The organism is Desulfurispora sp. (genome assembly GCF_052744395.1).
Genome location: NZ_JBRAJI010000010.1, coordinates 40,267 through 58,782 on the forward strand (window position 1 = coordinate 40,267; position 18,516 = coordinate 58,782).

At 55.2% G+C, this 18,516-nt stretch carries 17 protein-coding genes, 5 tRNA genes and 1 other annotated feature; all 22 genes read right to left on the reverse strand.

Annotated elements, in window-relative coordinates; genetic code table 11:
* Positions 1-15: 15 nt before the first annotated feature.
* Complete coding sequence (gene rpoB, locus ACUVTU_RS04310) at positions 16-3,465, reverse strand: DNA-directed RNA polymerase subunit beta (RefSeq protein ID WP_445888734.1); 3,450 nt, start codon at positions 3,463-3,465, stop codon at positions 16-18.
* 374 nt (positions 3,466-3,839) lie between these two features.
* Positions 3,840-4,223 (reverse strand): 50S ribosomal protein L7/L12, encoded by a 384-nt coding sequence (rplL, locus tag ACUVTU_RS04315; RefSeq protein ID WP_445888735.1) that lies wholly within the window; start codon positions 4,221-4,223, stop codon positions 3,840-3,842.
* A 56-nt stretch (positions 4,224-4,279) separates the two neighbouring features.
* Positions 4,280-4,810 carry a 50S ribosomal protein L10 gene (gene rplJ, locus ACUVTU_RS04320; RefSeq protein WP_445888736.1) on the reverse strand — a complete coding sequence of 177 codons (531 nt, stop codon included), beginning with the start codon at positions 4,808-4,810 and terminating at the stop codon, positions 4,280-4,282.
* Positions 4,811-4,835: 25 nt separating this feature from the next.
* Positions 4,836-4,987 (reverse strand) — a sequence feature (ribosomal protein L10 leader region).
* Positions 4,988-5,005: 18 nt separating this feature from the next.
* Entirely contained in the window at positions 5,006-5,707 is a 702-nt protein-coding gene (rplA, locus tag ACUVTU_RS04325; protein WP_445888737.1) for a 50S ribosomal protein L1, read from the reverse strand.
* Between the two features lie 56 nt (positions 5,708-5,763).
* Positions 5,764-6,192 carry a 50S ribosomal protein L11 gene (gene rplK, locus ACUVTU_RS04330; RefSeq protein WP_445888738.1) on the reverse strand — a complete coding sequence of 143 codons (429 nt, stop codon included), beginning with the start codon at positions 6,190-6,192 and terminating at the stop codon, positions 5,764-5,766.
* Between the two features lie 65 nt (positions 6,193-6,257).
* Entirely contained in the window at positions 6,258-6,785 is a 528-nt protein-coding gene (gene nusG / locus ACUVTU_RS04335; RefSeq protein ID WP_445888739.1) for a transcription termination/antitermination protein NusG, read from the reverse strand.
* A gap of 24 nt (positions 6,786-6,809) precedes the next feature.
* Positions 6,810-7,106 (reverse strand): preprotein translocase subunit SecE, encoded by a 297-nt coding sequence (gene secE, locus ACUVTU_RS04340; RefSeq protein ID WP_445888740.1) that lies wholly within the window; start codon positions 7,104-7,106, stop codon positions 6,810-6,812.
* A 54-nt stretch (positions 7,107-7,160) separates the two neighbouring features.
* Positions 7,161-7,310 carry a 50S ribosomal protein L33 gene (rpmG, locus tag ACUVTU_RS04345; protein ID WP_018087032.1) on the reverse strand — a complete coding sequence of 50 codons (150 nt, stop codon included), beginning with the start codon at positions 7,308-7,310 and terminating at the stop codon, positions 7,161-7,163.
* Positions 7,311-7,463: 153 nt separating this feature from the next.
* Positions 7,464-8,666, reverse strand: coding sequence for an elongation factor Tu (tuf, locus tag ACUVTU_RS04350; protein ID WP_445888728.1), 1,203 nt, complete (start codon positions 8,664-8,666; stop codon positions 7,464-7,466).
* Between the two features lie 216 nt (positions 8,667-8,882).
* A tRNA-Met gene (locus ACUVTU_RS04355) sits at positions 8,883-8,959 on the reverse strand.
* 9 nt (positions 8,960-8,968) lie between these two features.
* A tRNA-Thr gene (locus ACUVTU_RS04360) sits at positions 8,969-9,044 on the reverse strand.
* A gap of 2 nt (positions 9,045-9,046) precedes the next feature.
* Positions 9,047-9,122, reverse strand: a tRNA-Met gene (locus ACUVTU_RS04365).
* A 63-nt stretch (positions 9,123-9,185) separates the two neighbouring features.
* Positions 9,186-9,271, reverse strand: a tRNA-Tyr gene (locus ACUVTU_RS04370).
* 17 nt (positions 9,272-9,288) lie between these two features.
* Positions 9,289-9,364 (reverse strand) — tRNA-Thr (locus tag ACUVTU_RS04375).
* A 54-nt stretch (positions 9,365-9,418) separates the two neighbouring features.
* Positions 9,419-11,767 (reverse strand): bifunctional diguanylate cyclase/phosphodiesterase, encoded by a 2,349-nt coding sequence (locus ACUVTU_RS04380; RefSeq protein WP_445888741.1) that lies wholly within the window; start codon positions 11,765-11,767, stop codon positions 9,419-9,421.
* Positions 11,745-13,442 (reverse strand): methyl-accepting chemotaxis protein, encoded by a 1,698-nt coding sequence (locus ACUVTU_RS04385; protein ID WP_445888742.1) that lies wholly within the window; start codon positions 13,440-13,442, stop codon positions 11,745-11,747. Before ACUVTU_RS04385 ends, ACUVTU_RS04380 begins: the two co-directional genes overlap by 23 nt.
* Before the next feature lie 343 nt (positions 13,443-13,785).
* Entirely contained in the window at positions 13,786-14,430 is a 645-nt protein-coding gene (sigH, locus tag ACUVTU_RS04390; protein WP_018087027.1) for an RNA polymerase sporulation sigma factor SigH, read from the reverse strand.
* 207 nt (positions 14,431-14,637) lie between these two features.
* Positions 14,638-15,147, reverse strand: coding sequence for an NYN domain-containing protein (locus ACUVTU_RS04395; RefSeq protein ID WP_445888743.1), 510 nt, complete (start codon positions 15,145-15,147; stop codon positions 14,638-14,640).
* Positions 15,144-15,887: a 23S rRNA (guanosine(2251)-2'-O)-methyltransferase RlmB gene (gene rlmB, locus ACUVTU_RS04400; RefSeq protein ID WP_445888744.1), complete on the reverse strand. Its 744-nt coding sequence runs from the start codon at positions 15,885-15,887 to the stop codon at positions 15,144-15,146. The genes ACUVTU_RS04395 and rlmB overlap by 4 nt, the downstream gene beginning before the upstream one ends.
* A 67-nt stretch (positions 15,888-15,954) precedes the next feature.
* Positions 15,955-16,371, reverse strand: coding sequence for a Mini-ribonuclease 3 (locus ACUVTU_RS04405; protein ID WP_445888745.1), 417 nt, complete (start codon positions 16,369-16,371; stop codon positions 15,955-15,957).
* Positions 16,359-17,801, reverse strand: coding sequence for a cysteine--tRNA ligase (gene cysS, locus ACUVTU_RS04410; RefSeq protein WP_445888760.1), 1,443 nt, complete (start codon positions 17,799-17,801; stop codon positions 16,359-16,361). Before cysS ends, ACUVTU_RS04405 begins: the two co-directional genes overlap by 13 nt.
* Entirely contained in the window at positions 17,788-18,513 is a 726-nt protein-coding gene (cysE, locus tag ACUVTU_RS04415; protein WP_445888746.1) for a serine O-acetyltransferase, read from the reverse strand. Before cysE ends, cysS begins: the two co-directional genes overlap by 14 nt.
* Positions 18,514-18,516 lie beyond the last annotated feature (3 nt).

The following is an 18,516-nucleotide window of genomic DNA, read 5'->3' on the forward strand; positions in this document are numbered from 1 at the left end:
TCGTGGCTTAACGGCTTACAGCAGATCGCCGTCCAGTTTGTCCAGATCCAGGTCGTCCAGAATTTCTTCCGGCAGCTCATCCGGCAATTCCAGTTCGTCCAGCTCGTCCCGCTCTTCCCCCAGTTCGGGCTCGTAGTCCTCGTCCCGCCGGCCGGGCAGGCGGTCATCATGCAGATCTATGGGCAGGTCCTTGATTTCACCGATGTCATCATCTATTTCCTTAATCTCAATCTCCTGGTCATCCTCGGACAGCACCTTCACGTCCAGCCCCAGGCTCTGCAGTTCCTTGATCAGAACCTTGAAGGATTCGGGTACGCCGGGCTCGGGTACATTCTCCCCTTTGACAATAGCCTCGTAGGTTTTCACCCGACCCACCACATCGTCCGATTTGACCGTGAGAATCTCCTGCAGAGTGTAGGCAGCCCCGTAGGCTTCCAGAGCCCATACCTCCATTTCCCCAAACCGCTGTCCACCAAACTGGGCCTTGCCGCCCAGCGGCTGCTGGGTCACCAGCGAGTAGGGACCGGTGGAACGGGCGTGAATCTTGTCGTCCACCAGGTGGGCCAGCTTGAGCATATACACGTAACCCACGGTAATGGGGTTGTCAAAAGGTTGCCCGGTCCGGCCGTCGTACAGGGTAATCTTGCCGTTTTCCGGCAGTCCGGCCTGGCGCAGGGCGCCAACTATGTCTTCCTCACTGGCCCCGTTAAAGACCGGGGTAGCCACATGCATGCCCAGGGCTTTCACCGCCCAGCCCAGGTGCGTCTCCAGCACCTGCCCGATGTTCATCCGGGACGGCACCCCCAGAGGGTTCAAAACAATCTCTATGGGCGTACCGTCGGGCAGGAAGGGCATATCTTCTTCGGGCAGAATCCGGGCCACTACGCCCTTGTTGCCGTGCCGCCCGGCCATTTTGTCCCCTTCGGAGATTTTGCGCTTCTGGGCAATGTAACAGCGCACCAGCTGGTTCACCCCGGGCGGCAGCTCGTCGCCGTTCTCCCGGGAAAACACCTTGACGTCCACTACCTTGCCCGATTCGCCGTGCGGTACGCGCAGCGAGGTATCGCGCACCTCACGGGCCTTTTCGCCAAAAATGGCCCGCAAAAGCCTCTCCTCGGCCGTCAGTTCAGTCTCGCCCTTGGGCGTCACCTTGCCCACCAGAATATCGCCCGGCCGCACCTCGGCCCCAATGCGAATAATCCCGCGATCATCCAGGTCTTTTAAGATGTCTTCGCCCACATTGGGGATGTCCCGGGTGATTTCTTCCGGTCCCAGCTTGGTATCCCGGGCGTCACATTCATATTCCTCAATGTGGATGGAGGTGTAATAATCCTCCTTGACCAGCTTTTCGCTGATCAAGATAGCGTCCTCATAGTTGTAGCCCTCCCAGGGCATAAAGGCCACCAGCACATTGCGGCCCAGCGCCAGCTCGCCGTGGTCGGTAGCCGGCCCGTCGGCAATTACCTGACCGGCTTCCACCCGCTCTCCCTGGCGAATAATGGGCTTTTGATTTATGCAGGTGCCCTGGTTGGAGCGCTTGAATTTGAGCAGTTTGTACGTGTCCAGCTTGCCATCGTCCGTGCGAATGACTATCTCATTGGCCGTTACCTTTTCCACCACACCGGCCTGGCGAGCCAGCACTACCACACCAGAATCGCGCGCGGCCTTGTATTCAATGCCGGTACCCACCAGCGGCGCATCGGTGCGCAACAGCGGCACGGCCTGGCGCTGCATGTTAGCACCCATCAGTGCCCGGTTGGCGTCGTCGTGCTCCAGAAAGGGAATTAAGGCCGTAGCAATACTGAACACCTGCCGGGGGGAAACGTCCATATAATCCACCCGGTCGGGCGGCACCACCACGATTTCCGGTTGCCGGGCGTTGACCTTATCGCCCAGAAAATAGCCGTTCTCATCCAGCGGCGCGTTAGCCTGGGCAATTACCTTGCCCTCCTCTTCGTCAGCCGTCAGATAAACGATTTCATCGGTTACCCGTTTGTTTTCCTTGTCTACCTTGCGATAGGGGGTCTCTATAAAACCGAACTGGTTGATGCGAGCATAGGTACTCAGCGAGCCGATCAGACCGATGTTGGGACCTTCCGGCGTCTCAATGGGACACATCCGGCCATAGTGGGAGTGGTGCACGTCACGCACCTCAAAGCCGGCCCTTTCCCTGGACAGGCCGCCCGGTCCCAGCGCCGACAGGCGGCGCTTGTGTGTCAGTTCCGCCAGCGGGTTGGTTTGGTCCATGAACTGAGAGAGCTGGCTGGAACCAAAGAACTCCTTGATCGCCGCCACCACCGGGCGGATATTGATCAGCACCTGGGGCGTGGTGGCCTCCACGTCCTGAATGGTCATGCGTTCGCGCACCACCCGCTCCATGCGAGCCAGGCCGATCCGGAACTGGTTCTGCAGCAGTTCACCTACAGAACGCAACCGGCGGTTGCCCAGGTGATCGATGTCGTCCACCTGGCCCTGGCCTTCCATCAAACCCAGCAGGTAGCGTATAGTGGCGAAAATATCCTCCCGGGTGAGCTCGCGAATGAATTCCCTTCTTACCGGCACATATTCTTTCAAGTAAGGGTCATATTCCTTTTCCCCGTCCATCCCTTCAGGGTAACGGTAAAGAACACCATGTTTTAGCTTTTTCCAGATTTTATATCTACCGACATGCGCCAGATCATAGCGGCGGGGATCGAAAAACAGCCCTTCCAGCAGCAGGCGGGCGCTTTCCACCGTGGGTGGTTCGCCTGGGCGCAGCCTCTTGTAAATTTCCACCAGTGCTTCTTCTTCCGAGTCGGTGTTGTCCCGGGTGAGTGTCTCCTGAATGTGTTTGTTTTCGCCGAACAGTTCGGCAATCATGGCATTATTGGGGTAACCCAGGGCACGGATCAGCACCGTAACGGGTATTTTACGGGTACGGTCAATGCGAACAAAAACGTGGTCGTTAACATCGGTCTCAAATTCCAGCCAGGCCCCCCGGTTGGGTATCACCGTGGCTGTATAAAGCTTTTTGCCGCTGGTGTCCACATTCTCCCCGAAATATACCCCGGGGGAGCGCACCAGCTGGCTGACAATCACCCGCTCGGCACCATTGATGATAAAGGTGCCTTTGTCGGTCATCAGCGGGAAATCGCCCATAAAGACGTCCTGCTCTTTAATTTCACCTGTCTCGGTGTTGATCAACCGCACCTTGACCTTGAGCGGTGCGGCGTAGGTAACATCACGCTCCTTGGCATCCTCCACCGTATACTTGGGCTCGCCCAGGTGGTAATCCAGAAACTCCAGCACCAGGTTGCCGGTGAAGTCCTGAATGGGAGAAATATCGCGAAAGACTTCCCGCAGGCCTTCGCGCAGAAACCACTCATAAGAGTTTTTCTGAATTTCAATCAGGTTGGGTAAATCCAGAACCTCCCGCAGCTTGCCAAAACTGTAGCGAGTTCTGGTACCTACCTTTTCGGCGTGCATTGCTCGCACCACACCCCCCAATAATATTGGAAACAACGAAAAGCAAGGCACCTTGCCCGGGTAAAACCAGGGTGGCCTCGCTCTGCTGCCATTTTGATGCATCCGGAATATTATTTCCCAAAAACAATCACCACAAACATAAATTCAGCAATTATCTATGGCCGGTGCCTGATAGGTAAACACCTTTATCTGGTAAAGACCTTAAATGACATTTTAAAATGATAGCATATTCTGATGGGTTTGTCAATGTTCGCTCCAATCCCGGTCCAGCCACCGGCCGCGCCAGCAGAGCCGGTGTAAAAACACGAGGAAGGCGTCGTCCCGGCGACACCTTCCCCCGTCTTTGGACCGAAATATGATTGCCCCGCAGGCGGTTACTTGATTTCCACTGTAGCGCCCTGCTCTTCCAGTTTGGCCTTGATGGCCTGGGCTTCTTCCTTGCTGACCTTTTCCTTGACCGGCTTGGGAGCGCCGTCCACCAGATCCTTGGCTTCCTTCAGGCCCAATCCGGTAAGCTCGCGCACCACCTTGATCACGTTGATCTTCTTGTCGCCGGCAGCAGCCAGAATGACATCAAACTCGGTCTGTTCCTCTTCTTCCTGAACCGGAGCGGCAGCAGCGGCGGCAGGCATGGCGGCAACCGCTACAGGAGCGGCGGCGCTTACGCCAAATTCCTCTTCAAATTTTTTCACCAGTTCGGCCAATTCCAGTACAGTCAGGCCCTTAACCAGTTCCAGAATCTCATTAACTTTGGACATGATATTTTCAAACCTCCTGATATGTTGTTTTAATCCAGTATGAGCATCCGGTCGCTTTAAGCGGTTTCACCGGCCTGCCTTTTGCGGATAGCTTCCAGAACATAGACCAGGTTACGCAGCAGGCCCTGCAGGGCGCCAGCAAAACCGTACATGGGAGCCTGCATACCTCCCAGCACCTGGGCCAGCAGAACCTCGCGCGGCGGTAGATCGGCCAGGCTTTTCACTCCCTGGGCATCGATCACCTTACCTTCCAAAAGACCGCCCTTGACTTCCATGATCTTGGACTCGCGGGCGAACTCCAGCATAACCTTGGCCGGAGCCACCAGGTCCTCGCCACTGAAGGCAATGGCGGTAGGACCGGTGAGCAGTTCCTCCAGCCCCTCAATACCGTGTTCCCGCGCCGCTTTCAGGGCCAGGGTGTTTTTGACAACCTTCAGTTCAGCGCCGCGTTCTCTGAGCCGCACGCGCAGCCTGGTCATGGCAGCCACGTTCAGTCCCCGGTAATTGGCCATCACGGCCACCTGGGAGGTGCCGAATTTTTCTTTTAACTCTTGCAGGGAAACCTGTTTTTGCTCTCTGGTGGGCAAACCAAACACCTCCTTTCCAGGTTTTCAAGGCACAAAAAAAGCAGGCCCTGTAGACAGCACGACACAAGGGCCCGCCGCTCCTTACGCTACGGCAGGTGAAAATGCTCGCCTCGGTTGGCTGTTTGGCACAATTAAGCCCTGGGCACCAACTGTCTACAGCTGAAATTTCCTATACAACTGTAAAATAAACACCGTTTATGGCTGGGTGACCTTCAAAGCGTTGACCTTGATCCCCGGCCCCATGGTGGAACACACGCTGATACCTTTGATGTACTGCCCCTTGGCCGCAGCCGGGCGAACGCGAATCAACTGTTCCACCAGCGCCCGCAGGTTTTCGGTCAGCTTTTGCACATCAAAGGAAACCTTGCCAATGGGGGCGTGAATAATCCCAGCTTTGTCCACCCGGTATTCAATCTTGCCGGCCTTGACCTCCTGGATGGCCCTGGCTACGTCAAATGTTACCGTACCCGTCTTGGGGTTGGGCATCAGGCCCCGCGGACCCAGAATCCGACCCAGCCGGCCCACCAGACCCATCATGTCCGGAGTGGCGATAGCCACGTCAAAACCCAGCCAGCCTTCCTTCTGGATCTTTTCCACCATATCCTCGGCCCCGACAAAATCGGCTCCGGCCTCCTCGGCTTCCTTGGCCTTGTCACCCTTGGCAAACACCAGCACGGTACGGGTTTTGCCGGTACCATGGGGCAGAACCACGGCACCGCGCACTTGCTGGTCGGCGTGACGCGGGTCCACACCCAGTTTGATGGCCGCTTCCACAGTCTCGTCAAATTTGGCCGGCGCGAGCTTTTTCACCAGTTCCAGCGCCGCGACAGGCTCGTAAAGTACGGTCTTATCGTACTGCTTCCTGGCTTCAACCAGTTTTTTGCCTTCTTTCGGCATGTTACATTCCTCCTTGTGGTAATAGCGGAATAAATCCTCCCACTGCCCGGCATTATTTAACCCTCAACAACCTCGAGACCCATGCTGCGGGCGGTTCCCTCAATCATGCGCATGGCCGCTTCCACCGAGGCGGCGTTGAGATCCTTCATTTTGAATTCGGCAATCTCGCGCACTTTGGAGCGGGGTACTTTGCCCACCTTTTTCTTGTTGGGCTCACCCGACCCGGACTCGATATTGGCCGCTTTCTTCAGCAGCACGGAAGCCGGCGGAGTTTTGGTCACAAAGGTGAAAGACCGGTCTTCATAAATGGTTATTTCCACCGGGATAATCATGCCCACATGCTTGGCTGTTACCTCATTGTACTGCTTGACAAAGGCCATAATATTGACGCCATGCTGGCCCAGCGCCGGACCAACCGGAGGAGCGGGTGTAGCCTTGCCGGCCGGGCACTGCAGCTTCACCACAGCCATAACCCTTTTAGCCATCTTATCTGTTCCACCTCCTTGCCGTGTCAGAGTGAAAAATTATATAAAAGATACCAAAGCAATATTTAATCCAGCTTGGCTACCTGGGTGAAGTCCAGCTCTACCGGAGTGTCCCGGCCAAAGATGGAAATCATCACCCGCACCTTGCCTTTATCAGGAAAGACTTCCTCGACAACACCCTCATAACCCTCAAAAGGTCCGGACGCCACCCGCACTCTTTCCCCGGCTGCCAGATCCAGGTGCAGGCGGGCCTCATCCAGCCCCATCTTGCGCACAATAGCGTTAACCTCACCATCGGTGAGGGGGATGGGCTTGTTGCCACTGCCCACAAAGCCGGTCACACCGGGAGTATTGCGCACCACATACCAGGAATCGTCGGTCAGAATCATTTCCACCAGCACATAGCCAGGAAATATCTTGCGCTTGCTGATTTTGCGCTTGCCGTCCTTGATCTCCTCATCATCTTCCATGGGTACAAGGATACGGAAGATCTTTTCCTCCATATTCATGGTCGCAATGCGCTTTTCCAGGTTGGCTTTGACCTTGTTTTCATATCCGGAATAAGTATGGATGACATACCAGTGCTTGTTCAAGCCGCCGCCTCCACCTCCCGGACATCAGGTAATGATCAGCTGGAGTAGCCGGCTTAAAAGCGAATCAAAGATCCAGATCAGCGCCCCGACAATGATCACCGCCACCAACACGACCGAGGTATAAGTGATGGTTTCCCGCCGGGTAGGCCAGTGCACTTTCTTCATTTCATTAATCACACTGCGGATGTACTTGCGCGCATCCTCCAGCCTACCGGCACCCTCTTTTCTGACCGGTACCTTTGCTGCAGCCCGTTCCCGCAGCGACTTGACCGTTGCACCGCCTTCGCCGGCTCTTTTATCACCTTTTTTTAACAGAGCCATTTATCAGCCACATCCCTTACGCAAAGCCTTTAGCCTGCGGCTTTACCATAATTTCTACCGGGTTTCCTTGTGCAGCGTATGTGTCTGACAGAACCGGCAGTATTTTTTTAATTCAATCCTGCCCGGGTCGTTCTTCTTGTTCTTGGTGGTTGTATAGTTCCGGCGCTTGCACTCCGTGCAGGCCAGCGTAACCCCTACCCGCACCGTTACCACCTCCTGCCTGGAGAAACTTGAGAGCCTTTTTGCAGATAACCTTAAATAAATTATCACAATTAGGTTTTCCTGTCAATAGAAGCGCCCCTGCGGAAAGATCACAGGAGCCGCACGCACGGCTCCTGCAAAACAAAGCACCCGGATTTATTCAATAACCGAAGTGACCACACCGGCGCCTACAGTGCGGCCGCCTTCCCGAATGGCAAAGCGCAGCCCTTCTTCAATGGCAATGGGGGTGATCAGCTTGATCTCCAGGTTGACGTTGTCACCGGGCATGACCATTTCCACGCCTTCCGGCAGTTGAATGGTGCCGGTCACGTCGGTGGTGCGGAAGTAGAACTGCGGACGGTATCCGTTGAAGAACGGGGTGTGCCGGCCGCCCTCTTCCTTGGTCAGGACGTATACTTCAGCCATAAAGTGGGTGTGCGGCTTGATGCTGCCCGGCTTGGCCAGCACCTGGCCCCGCTCCACTTCTTTCTTGTCGATACCCCGCAGCAGGCAGCCCACGTTGTCGCCGGCCTGCCCCTGATCCAGAATCTTGCGGAACATTTCTACTCCGGTGACCACGGTCTTGCGCGGTTTGTCGGCCAGACCCACTATCTCCACTTCTTCGCCCACTTTGATGGCGCCCCGCTCAATCCGCCCGGTGACCACCGTGCCCCGGCCGGTAATGGAGAATACGTCTTCAATGGGCATCAGGAAGGGTTTGTCTACGTCCCGCTGCGGTGTGGGCACATAGCTGTCCACGGCGTCCATCAGTTCCCAGATGGTCTTGCACCATTCGCATTCCCGCTTGCCGCAGCCGCATTCCAGGGCCTTTAAGGCCGAACCAGTGATGATGGGAATTTCATCACCCGGAAATTCGTAGGCCGACAGCAGTTCCCGCACTTCCATGTCCACCAGTTCCAACAGTTCGGGGTCATCCACCATGTCGGCTTTGTTCAGGTATACCACAATGTAGGGCACGCCCACCTGACGGGCCAGCAGAATGTGCTCCCGGGTCTGCGGCATGGGACCGTCGGCGGCCGATACTACTAAAATGGCGCCGTCCATCTGGGCTGCACCGGTAATCATGTTCTTGACGTAGTCGGCGTGACCCGGGCAGTCCACGTGGGCGTAGTGCCGGGTTTCGGTTTCGTATTCCACGTGGGCGGTGTTGATGGTGATGCCCCGCTCCCGCTCTTCCGGAGCGTTGTCGATTTCGTCGTAACGCTTGACCTGGGCTTTGCCCACGGTGGCCAGCACGGTGGTGATGGCTGCCGTCAGGGTGGTCTTGCCGTGGTCGACGTGTCCAATGGTTCCAATGTTGACGTGCGGTTTGGTCCGCTCAAATTTCGCTTTGGCCATTTGTTTCTCCTCCTTGAATAAAATACAAGCCTGGGCGGCCGTTATACCAGTACACAGCTAGCTAGTTTTAAGTTATTTCCATAATGTTGCAATTTATACAGCAGAAACTAAAAACCAATGGCATTTATTCGCTATAAAAGCAGAAAATCCTTCTACCCAGATCGGGACATGCGAAAAAAGGCGGTAGCCCTGTAAGTACAGGCTACCGCCTTTTCCTGGTAGCGGCGCAGGGATTCGAACCCCGGACACCACGGGTATGAACCGTGTGCTCTGACCAGCTGAGCTACGCCGCCCAAAAAAACTGGAGCCACTAACCGGGATTGAACCGGTGACCTCATCCTTACCAAGGATGCGCTCTACCTACTGAGCTATAGTGGCACTGGTTGCGGGGGTAGGATTTGAACCTACGACCTTCGGGTTATGAGCCCGACGAGCTGCCAGCTGCTCCACCCCGCGGCGCATTTTTTATTTTATCACATCATGCCACCGCCTGTCAACAGGCAACCGCATGGCACTTTCTGGTGGAGGGGGCAGGATTCGAACCTGCGAAGGCATCCGCCGGCAGATTTACAGTCTGCTCCCTTTGGCCACTCGGGAACCCCTCCAGAATAAACTGGCTTGCTGGAGCCGGCGGTGGGACTCGAACCCGCAACCTGCTGATTACAAGTCAGCTGCTCTGCCAGTTGAGCTACGCCGGCATCACCTTGAGCGCAACATTTATGTTAACAGAAAGCCTGCTGGCTGTCAATAGTCTACCCGGAACATTTTTCAGCGCTCACGGCACAACTGCGCCGGTTGCGCACATAAACACTGCCGGGCAAAGACTTGGCATATTTTTTCAGCTCCACAGCCAGCCGGGGGAGGTTCTCATAGCAGCTGCCATCCTGGCAATCGGCCATAGCCAGGGACAGGCTGACCAGAGGACAAAAAGATACTTGCTGCCTGCGATCCCGGACAACATAACCGCCTCTGAACCAGTCCTCCTGGTGGAACAAACGCTTCTTTAAACGCTCAAACAGAGCAATGGCCCTCTGAGCTATCAGCTCCGCCCGCTCGGGACTCACTACCATGATAAAATCATCACCACCAATGTGACCAACAAATCCTTCACGCCCTCTATGCTTTCGTGTAACATGGCGCAAAATTTTACTTAACAACACAATCATCCGATCACCAGCAGCAAAACCGTAGTTATCATTGTAGGCTTTAAAGTTGTCCAGATCGGCCCAAATCACGGTACAACTTCTGTTCTCCCGGGCACATAGCTGTAAATAATTTTCAATAACCAGATTGCCCGGCAGCCCGGTAAGGGGATTGGCATTTTTGAAAAAATCCAGCTGGCTTTTATTCAAATGCTCCAGCAAGCGCTGCACAGTAACCACTCCCAACAGCGCTCCCCCGCTTAGCACGATCACATCATCGTACAAACTGGCTGCGTGACGCATTGTAGCCTGTTGTACCACCTGTTCCAGGGGGGTATCCTTTTCCACCTTAAGGGGTGCGCTATCCATAATGTTGCGAATGGGACGCTTGCTGTAAAGAGGCGCACCGTACTGCGAACCCAGGATCTGATAGAGCTTTTGTTTCATAATCAGACCCACCGGCACACTATCCCGCACCACCACCGCACTTTGGACATGATGACCCATCTTCTCCAATAAGGCTTTTACCCTTTCCACCCTTTCGTCGTCTTTTACCACCAGCGCCTCCTGGACAATTTCCCCCACCGGACTGTCGGCAATGCTTTGCTCCCGGGATAAACCGCCATATTTTTGAATAACGTTACGTACAGCGGGCACAGACGCAGGCGATGGAAAATCAGGGCGAGCCAGAAAGTAGCCCTGACCGTAATGCACTCCCATGGCCATCAGCGTGGCCAGTTCGGACTCGGTTTCAATGCCTTCGGCCACCACCCGGCAGTTGATTTTGTCCGCCAGAAGCACCAGCACTTCCACAATGGCTCTTTTCACCCCATCCTGGTCAATATTCCGAATCAGGCTCATGTCAACTTTCAAATAATCTGGACGCAAGAGGGCAATGGACGACAGCCCCGAATAACCGGCCCCCACATCATCAATGGCTACCTGATAGCCCTGCTGGCGGTAATGCTCAACGGCCCGGGCCAGTTCCCCATCACCCTGCACACTGTGTTTCTCGGTAACCTCAATCACTACATTTTCCGGTTTCAGGTTCCGCTCCTGCAGCAGGCGAAAGGTTTCCCCCCGCACAAAAAGGGGATCGGCCAGCGTGCGGGGATGGACATTTAAAAAAATTCTCTGCCCCGCCTCCAGAGAACCAATGCGGGAAATGGCCAGATTGCGGCAAACTTTTTCTGCCTGAAAAAGCATACCCATTTCCTCGGCCAGCTGAAAAAACAGATCCGGCCGGCTAAGCTCACTCTGCACATCGCCCCTGCTCAGTGCTTCCCAACCAATTACCGCTCCATCCTGCAAAGATACAATGGGTTGATAGAGTGTTCTTATTTTTTCTCCGGCCAGCATTTCCTTAAATTGTTCCCCCAGCTTAACCATGTGCCACTGGCGGGCCCCTTTAGCCATGAGCCGGGCCTGTCGCAGAGCGTTGTAATAAAGCATTTCCACCGGCAAAGGATCCTCCCTGTCAATAATACTGAAACCCAGGTGCAGCTCCAGTTCCCCACCTGGCTGACGGCCCCAGGTCCGGCTCACGGCATCTTTCAGCCGCAAGCGCAAAATATAACACATATTCCAGTAGTAATCCAGATCCGGTTTTTCCCTATCCGCTAGCAAAATCACAAAATCATCTGCCCACAAATGCTGGGCGGCAATCAATTTTTGCTGGGCAAAAAGCTGGCTTACCTCCACCGGAATATTTTTCTTAATAAAGGTGATCAAGCGGACTGCCCATTCCAGCCCCCGCATCTGGGCTACCTGGTGAAACTGGACCAGGTCAATATAAATGAGCACTGCTTTTCCCTCCTGGCGCAATGCCCAGGTTAATTCTGCCAGCAAATGCTGCCGCTCCTGAATACCCCCCGAGCGCACCGCCCGTCTCAATGTCAGGCGGGCTTTTAAATTCGCCAGCTCCCGCCCGAGCTGCTTAAGCCACCTTCCCTGACTCATAGCTCTGGTTCACCTCTTGCTCCGCCCTTTCCAAGTCCAGGCCATCTTGCTCTGCAACCTGTAGCTGCACCGCCTCGGCTTGCCCCACTGTTGCTCCAGCCATTATGCCATCATTCAACCGAAAACTGCTGATCATTTCTTTCAGACTACCCGCCAGCTCAAAAAGCTCTCCGGCCAGACTGGCAGTGCGAACAGCCAGTTCCGCCTGCTGACGAGCATCTTGATGCATCTGCCCTACTTCCGGCATAACCTGTTGCAAATCACGCGCTATCTGCCCAAACCGGCTGGCCAGTTCTTCCACATTGCTGATGACCAGACCCAGGTTTTGCAGGGTCTGTCCCAACACAGCGCTGCCCTGTTCCACCCGCCGGTTACCCTGAACCACCGCCTGACCGGTAACGGCAATACTACCGCTTACCTGCCCCAAACTGTGCTCTATCTGCCGGGCGAACTGCATGGTTTGCCCGGCCAGTTCTTTTACTTCACCGGCCACCACAGCAAAACCCCGCCCGGCTTCCCCGGCCCGGGCCGCTTCTATGGCTGCATTCAGGGCTAAAATGTCGGTCTGGCTGGCTATCTGCTTGATTCCCCCCAACAGTTCACCAATCTGTTGGGACGCAACCCTAAGCTGACTCAAACTTAAATTTATTTCCTGCATGGCCCGGCTGATTAAATGAACCTGCTCTTCCATCTCAGTTAGGCTGCTGCGCCCCCGGGCTACCTGCTGAAGCGTTTCCTGCATGCGGTCAGCCAGTTTTATTACCTGGGTATCTATTTCTGCCAAACCAATTTGTACCTGCCCGGCGGAATCACAGCTCCGCCGGCCGCCTTCTGCCGCCCGACCGGCGATCTGATGGAGCAACCGGGAAGCCTGGTTGAGCGTACCAGCCTGCTGGCTCATACCGCCCACCAGGTAACGCAGCTTATCTTGCATAGCATTGAAGGAAAGGGCCAGGCGGCCGATTTCATCCCGGCTTTTTACTTCTATGTCGGTAGAGGTTAAGTCACCCGCCGCCAGCAAAGTGGTTTTGGCTTCTATTTCTCCCAATGGAAGCAAAATAAACCGCGCTACATAAAGCATCAGTACCAGACCACTGCCCAGCACCACCACCACCAGGAGGCTCAGCAACACCCAGGCCAGTAGCACCAAGCGCTGGTTTTTGTTGTGGCTCGCCTGCAGCTCTACCATTTTGGACGCCATCAGTTGCCGGGTGGGCTCCATGACCCGGTCAATCATGGCTTTGTTTTCCTGCATCTGCTGGAACAACCTGGCCTGAAAGTCCACACCCTTTTGCCATTCCGGGTCTTTTTGCTGGCGCAGCACATTCTCTTTTTGAGCTCGCAACTGCTTGGCATATTCCATATACTGGTTGTAACCCAGTCTCAGCTGGGCCAGAGCCTGCCGCTCCCCGGCGGTGGTCAACATTTTTTCTACCTGCAGCAGCTTTTTGCCAAAGGCGGACTGCAGTTCGTAGAATTGATCGAAATAGGCCATTTCCGAGGTCAGCAAAAAGGTCTGATAGATGATACACTGCTCCTCAAAGGTCAGCAGGGTTTCTTGCAATGAATGGACCAGGGCGGTGTCGTGGCTGATGATGCGATCATAGGAGGCAATCACCCGCCATATCTGCCAGCCAACCAGCAGGCTGCAGCCACCTATTAATGTCAGGACCAATAGCAGCGCCAGAGAAAGTTTTTGCTTCAGCCCCTGGGCTTTACCCGACCCGGGTACTTCACATTCTCGGTGCCGCTCCTCTTTCCGGCACCATTTTAACCAACTGACGTTCTTCTCTGATTGTTTTATCTTGCTCCACCGTTTTATACCAGCCCACCAACTGGTGACCCCCGTCCTGCCCAACCTTTTGCCCTCCCCTATAACAAAATTTACCACACAAGCTATGGTAAAAATTATAGGGGAGTATTTTTACCGGCATGTAAACCCCGGTTAATCGCAGGTTAAAATAAAGAAAAAAATAACTGCCTGTCAGATCCTTACTAACAGACAGCTATAAAAACAGCTAAGCTTCTCTTTTTTCCAGGTAACGCTCCAGTTTGCGCTTCACTCTTTGCAGGGCGTTGTCGATGGACTTGACATGCCTTTTGAGATCCTCGGCAATTTCCTGATAGGACTTGCCTTCCAGATAGGACATGAGCACCTGCCACTCCAGTGAACTCAAGATTTCACCCATTTTTTCTTCGATATCGTAAAACTCTTCCCGGCTGATGATCAGTTCTTCCGGATCGGTGATTTTGGTACCGGAGATGACGTCCAGAAGGGTGCGGTCGGAATCTTCATCATATATGGGTTTGTTGAGGGAAACATAGGAATTTAACGGGATGTGCTTTTGCCGCGTGGCCGTCTTGATGGCTGTGATGATCTGTCTGGTGATGCAGAGTTCGGCAAAAGCGCGGAAGGAAGACAGCTTGTCCGTTCTAAAATCGCGAATGGCCTTGTAAAGGCCAATCATGCCTTCCTGAATGATATCCTCCCGATCGGCACCGATTAAGAAATAGGAGCGGGCTTTGGCACGGACAAAGTTCTTATACTTGTTGATCAAGTATTCCAGGGCCTCAATATCGCCTTCCCGGGCAAATTCCACAACATCTTCATCCACCATCAGATGAAATTCCCCGGCAACCTCCTTCTGGGCTTGCAGGCTCACAGTATCCCCCCCGCTTTTCTCATTAATCAATCGAATATACAGTATATTAAGAATAAAATACGGAAAAAACAAAAAGCCTTTTGCCGTTATTTCTCTCTATGGTCAACAACGGGACAAAAGGCCGCTTCACCCCTTCAATTTAGTGCCTTGGACAAGGATATTATAGCCTATCTTTTTGAGGGCAGTCAAGGAAAAATGCGCTTTACGTTACTTACCCCGCCGCATCCACTCCAGGCGCTGGCGAATATTGTCCACCAGGCGATTTTCCAGATACCTTTCCGCCGGTAAATCGGTCTGGTAAAAACGCCGGGCGTCCTGTTCTACCGACTGCAGACGGCTTTTTAACTCACCCGGCGTCATGCGGTACGCTCCCCGCCCCAGAATGATGGTCTGCTCGGCTGCATCCGATGTAGCCACATGCACCCGCCCCCGCTCCTTGAGTTCGCCGGCCAGGCGTTCAATCACGGCATCGGCCGTTTCTCCCTCCGCAGTGTAGTATACTTCCACACCGGCAATGAACTCGCTGTGGGCCGTGCTGTTTTTAACCTGGTGAGCATCAAAGACCACGATCACCTGCTCACCGCTGCGGGCGGCATGATTAATCATCTGCTCAACCAGTTTATCCCGGGCATGTTCCAGGCTTTCCTCCTTAATCTTCTGCAAATCGGGCCAGGCATGAATAATATTGTAACCATCCACCAGCAAGTATTCCTTCATGGGCGGACCTCTCCCCTCTGGCGGCGCACCTCATACAGAAACAGCGCCGTGGCCACCGAGGCGTTGAGCGATGAAACCCGTCCCAACATGGGGATGCTTACCAGGAAGTCACAGTTCTCCTCCACCAGTCGCCCCAGCCCCTTATCTTCTCCCCCCACCACCAGGGCCAGCGGGCCGGACAGGTCGGCCTGCCAGTAAAGGCGGCCGGCGGGATGGGCCCCCGCCACCCAGAGACCGGCCTTTTTCAAATCCTTGATTGTTTGCACCATATTGCCAACCCGGGCCACCGGAACATGCTCCAGGGCACCGGCAGCCGCCCGGGCCACCGCCGGGGTAAGCGGTGCCGCGCGACGTTTGGGAATCACCACGCCGTGCACTCCGGCGGCATCGGCGGTGCGCAGGATGGCGCCCAAATTGTGCGGATCATTGATCTCATTGAGCAGCAAGACCAGGGGATCCTCCTGGCCGGCCCGTTCCAGAATATCGGCAACCTCGACATATGACCGGGGTGCCACCAGGGCCACCACCCCCTGATGGCGCACACCGGGCACCATACCCTGCAGTTTCTGCTTATCCACGGCCACCAGCGGCACACCCCGCTCCCGGGCCAGTGTAAGCAGATCATGTAAAATGGCATGCTGCCCTGACGCATAAAATATTTTGTTCAGGGGGGTACCGGCCAGCAGGGCTTCCTTTACCGGATGGTGGCCGGCAATAACGCTATTGTCTTTTTCCGCCATAACCCAATCCCCCCAACCATCGCTATCAGCAGTGGGTGCTTTAAGCCTGCAGCACTGTATCTCCAAATTAATTTCCTGTTGCTTTATTTTCCAGATAAGCAAAAATTAATTCCAACAATTGCCCGAGTCTTTCCCGCTGCCCGCTCAAATACAAATAGCCCACCAGGCATTCCAGACCCGTGCTGTGCCTGTAGGTCAGCACATCACTGCCCCGGGGCGGGTGTCCGCTACTGGCATTACGCCCTCGCCGGGCCACGGACAGTTCAGCCGGCTCCAGGTAAGGTTCCAGATACTGAAACGCCGCCGCCTGGGCGTCAGCCCGCACATAATCCACCGCCTGCCGGTGCAATCTGCCGGCCTGCCCCACTCCCTTTCCAATCAGGTACAGGCGTACAGCCAGCTCGTAGACCGCATCGCCCAGATAGGCCAGCACCAGGGGCGAGAGCAGTTCGGGCCGCTGCACCCGGCCGCTCAACCCAAACATTTCCAGCGCACACCCCGGGGAGTATCTTCCAGAACGATACCCAGGGCTTTCAGATTATCGCGAATGCGATCCGCTGTTGCCCAATCCTTTTTCGCCCGGGCCTGCTGGCGCAGGTCGATGATCAGCAGGATCAGCTTCTCGGTCAATTCCCCTGCCAGCATGCCGCTATCCAGTATTATTTTCCCATCGGGAGCGGTTTTAAATATACCCAGCACCTGATTAAATTCTTCCAGCAACTTACGGGCCGCCTGCCAGGCCCGGCGGGAATAAGCCTCTCCCTCCCGGTGCAGGGCGGCATTGATTTCACTGACCAGATCGAATAAAACCCCTATGGCCAGCGCCGTATTGAAATCATCGTCCATGGCTGCCGTGAACTGCCCGCGCAGCCGTTCCAGTTCGGCCAACCACCGGTCATCTTCCGGCCCGCCCTGCTCCAGCGCCCGCTCCAGCCGTTCTTCCAGCAGACGGTAGCAGTTGCGCACCCTTTCCAGTCCCCGGCCCGCCGCCTCCAGTTTCTGATCATCAAAATCCAGCGGACTGCGGTAGTGGGTACCCAGCAAGAAAAAGCGCACCACGGCCGGAGGATACTGGGCCAGTATTTCCCGCACCAGGAAAAAGTTGCCCAGTGACTTGGACATCTTTTCCTGGTTGACCGTAATGAATCCGTTGTGCATCCAGTACCGGGCCAAAGGTTGCCCGGTGGCCGCTTCACTCTGGGCCACCTCATTTTCGTGATGAGGAAAGATCAGGTCGCTGCCGCCACCGTGAATGTCAAAACCAGTACCCAGGTACTTTAAGGACATGGCCGAACACTCAATGTGCCAGCCGGGCCGGCCCGGGCCCCAGGGGCTGTTCCAGGCCGGCTCGCCCGGCCTGGCCGCCTTCCAGAGGGCAAAATCCATGGGGTGCCTTTTACGCTCGTCCACTTCTACCCGTGCTCCGGCCTGCATCTCTTCCAGGCGCCGTCCCGACAGCTTGCCGTAGGAGGGGAAGGAGAGAATGTTGAAATACACATCGCCTTCCACCACATAGGCATGACCAAGTTCCACCAAACGCTGCACCATTTCGATAATCTCGGGCAGGTGGGCGGAAACCCGCGGGTGCACATCGGCCCGCCATACATTTAAGGCATCGGCATCTTGAAAGTACTCCTGCACATATTTTTCCGCCAGGGTCAGGGCATCCATTTTCTCTTCCTGCGCCCGCTTAATGATTTTATCGTCAATATCGGTGAAGTTCTGGACATAGATGACCCGGTAACCCCGGTACTGAAAGTAGCGGCGCACCGTATCGAAAAACACCAGCGGCCGGGCGTTGCCCAGATGGATATAATTGTAGGTGGTGGGACCGCAAACGTACATGGCTACCTGCCCGGGCTGCCGGGGAATAAATTCCTCTTTGCGCCGGGTCAGAGTATTATATATCTGAATCAAAATCACTGCCTCCCTTGCAGGTATTCAGCGGCTGTGCCCCGCTATTCAGCTGCAGCGTTTCCTCCAGCTGCCGCACCCTTTTTTCCAGCGCCGCAATATTTTGCAGCAGACAGGCCATGGTTTCGGAAACCGGGTCGGGCAACTGGTCATGGCGCAGATCGATCTGGGGGGAAGCCACCTGATCCACTTTTTGTCCATCCCGGATCACCACCCGACCGGGCACACCCACCACTGTGCTGTTGGGCGGCACGCTTTTTAAAACCACCGAACCGGCCCCGATCTTGGAGTTATCCCCCACGGTAAACGAACCCAGCACTTTGGCCCCGGCACTGATCACCACATTGTTGCCAATGGTGGGATGGCGCTTCCCTTTTTCCTTGCCCGTACCGCCCAGGGTCACTCCCTGGTAAAGAGTGACATTGTCGCCAATTTCGGCTGTTTCACCAATCACCACACCGCTGCCGTGGTCAATAAACAAACCCTCGCCTATTTTGGCTCCGGGGTGGATTTCAATGTGGGTTAAAAAGCGCGCGATTTGCGAAATCAACCGGGCCACGAGGAAAAACCTGCGCCGGTAAAAAAAATGGGCAATGCGGTGCATCCAGACGGCATGCAGACCAGGATAACAAAGCAGTACCTCCAGCACACTCTTGGCTGCCGGGTCGCGCTCCATCACCGCCTGAATATCACGGCGCAGTCTGCCGAACATGGC

Coding starts and splice junctions, on each gene's coding strand:
- rplL (WP_445888735.1), bottom strand. CDS start 4,223: ATGTCCAAAGTTAATGAGATTCTGGAACTGGTTAAGGGCCTGACTGTA.
- rplA (WP_445888737.1), bottom strand. CDS start 5,707: ATGCCGAAAGAAGGCAAAAAACTGGTTGAAGCCAGGAAGCAGTACGAT.
- tuf (WP_445888728.1), bottom strand. CDS start 8,666: ATGGCCAAAGCGAAATTTGAGCGGACCAAACCGCACGTCAACATTGGA.
- ACUVTU_RS04395 (WP_445888743.1), bottom strand. CDS start 15,147: ATGAAGGAATACTTGCTGGTGGATGGTTACAATATTATTCATGCCTGG.
- cysE (WP_445888746.1), bottom strand. CDS start 18,513: ATGTTCGGCAGACTGCGCCGTGATATTCAGGCGGTGATGGAGCGCGAC.
- rplK (WP_445888738.1), bottom strand. CDS start 6,192: ATGGCTAAAAGGGTTATGGCTGTGGTGAAGCTGCAGTGCCCGGCCGGC.
- ACUVTU_RS04405 (WP_445888745.1), bottom strand. CDS start 16,371: ATGTTTGGGTTGAGCGGCCGGGTGCAGCGGCCCGAACTGCTCTCGCCC.
- secE (WP_445888740.1), bottom strand. CDS start 7,106: ATGGCTCTGTTAAAAAAAGGTGATAAAAGAGCCGGCGAAGGCGGTGCA.
- rlmB (WP_445888744.1), bottom strand. CDS start 15,887: ATGGCGGAAAAAGACAATAGCGTTATTGCCGGCCACCATCCGGTAAAG.
- rpoB (WP_445888734.1), bottom strand. CDS start 3,465: ATGCACGCCGAAAAGGTAGGTACCAGAACTCGCTACAGTTTTGGCAAG.
- ACUVTU_RS04380 (WP_445888741.1), bottom strand. CDS start 11,767: ATGAGTCAGGGAAGGTGGCTTAAGCAGCTCGGGCGGGAGCTGGCGAAT.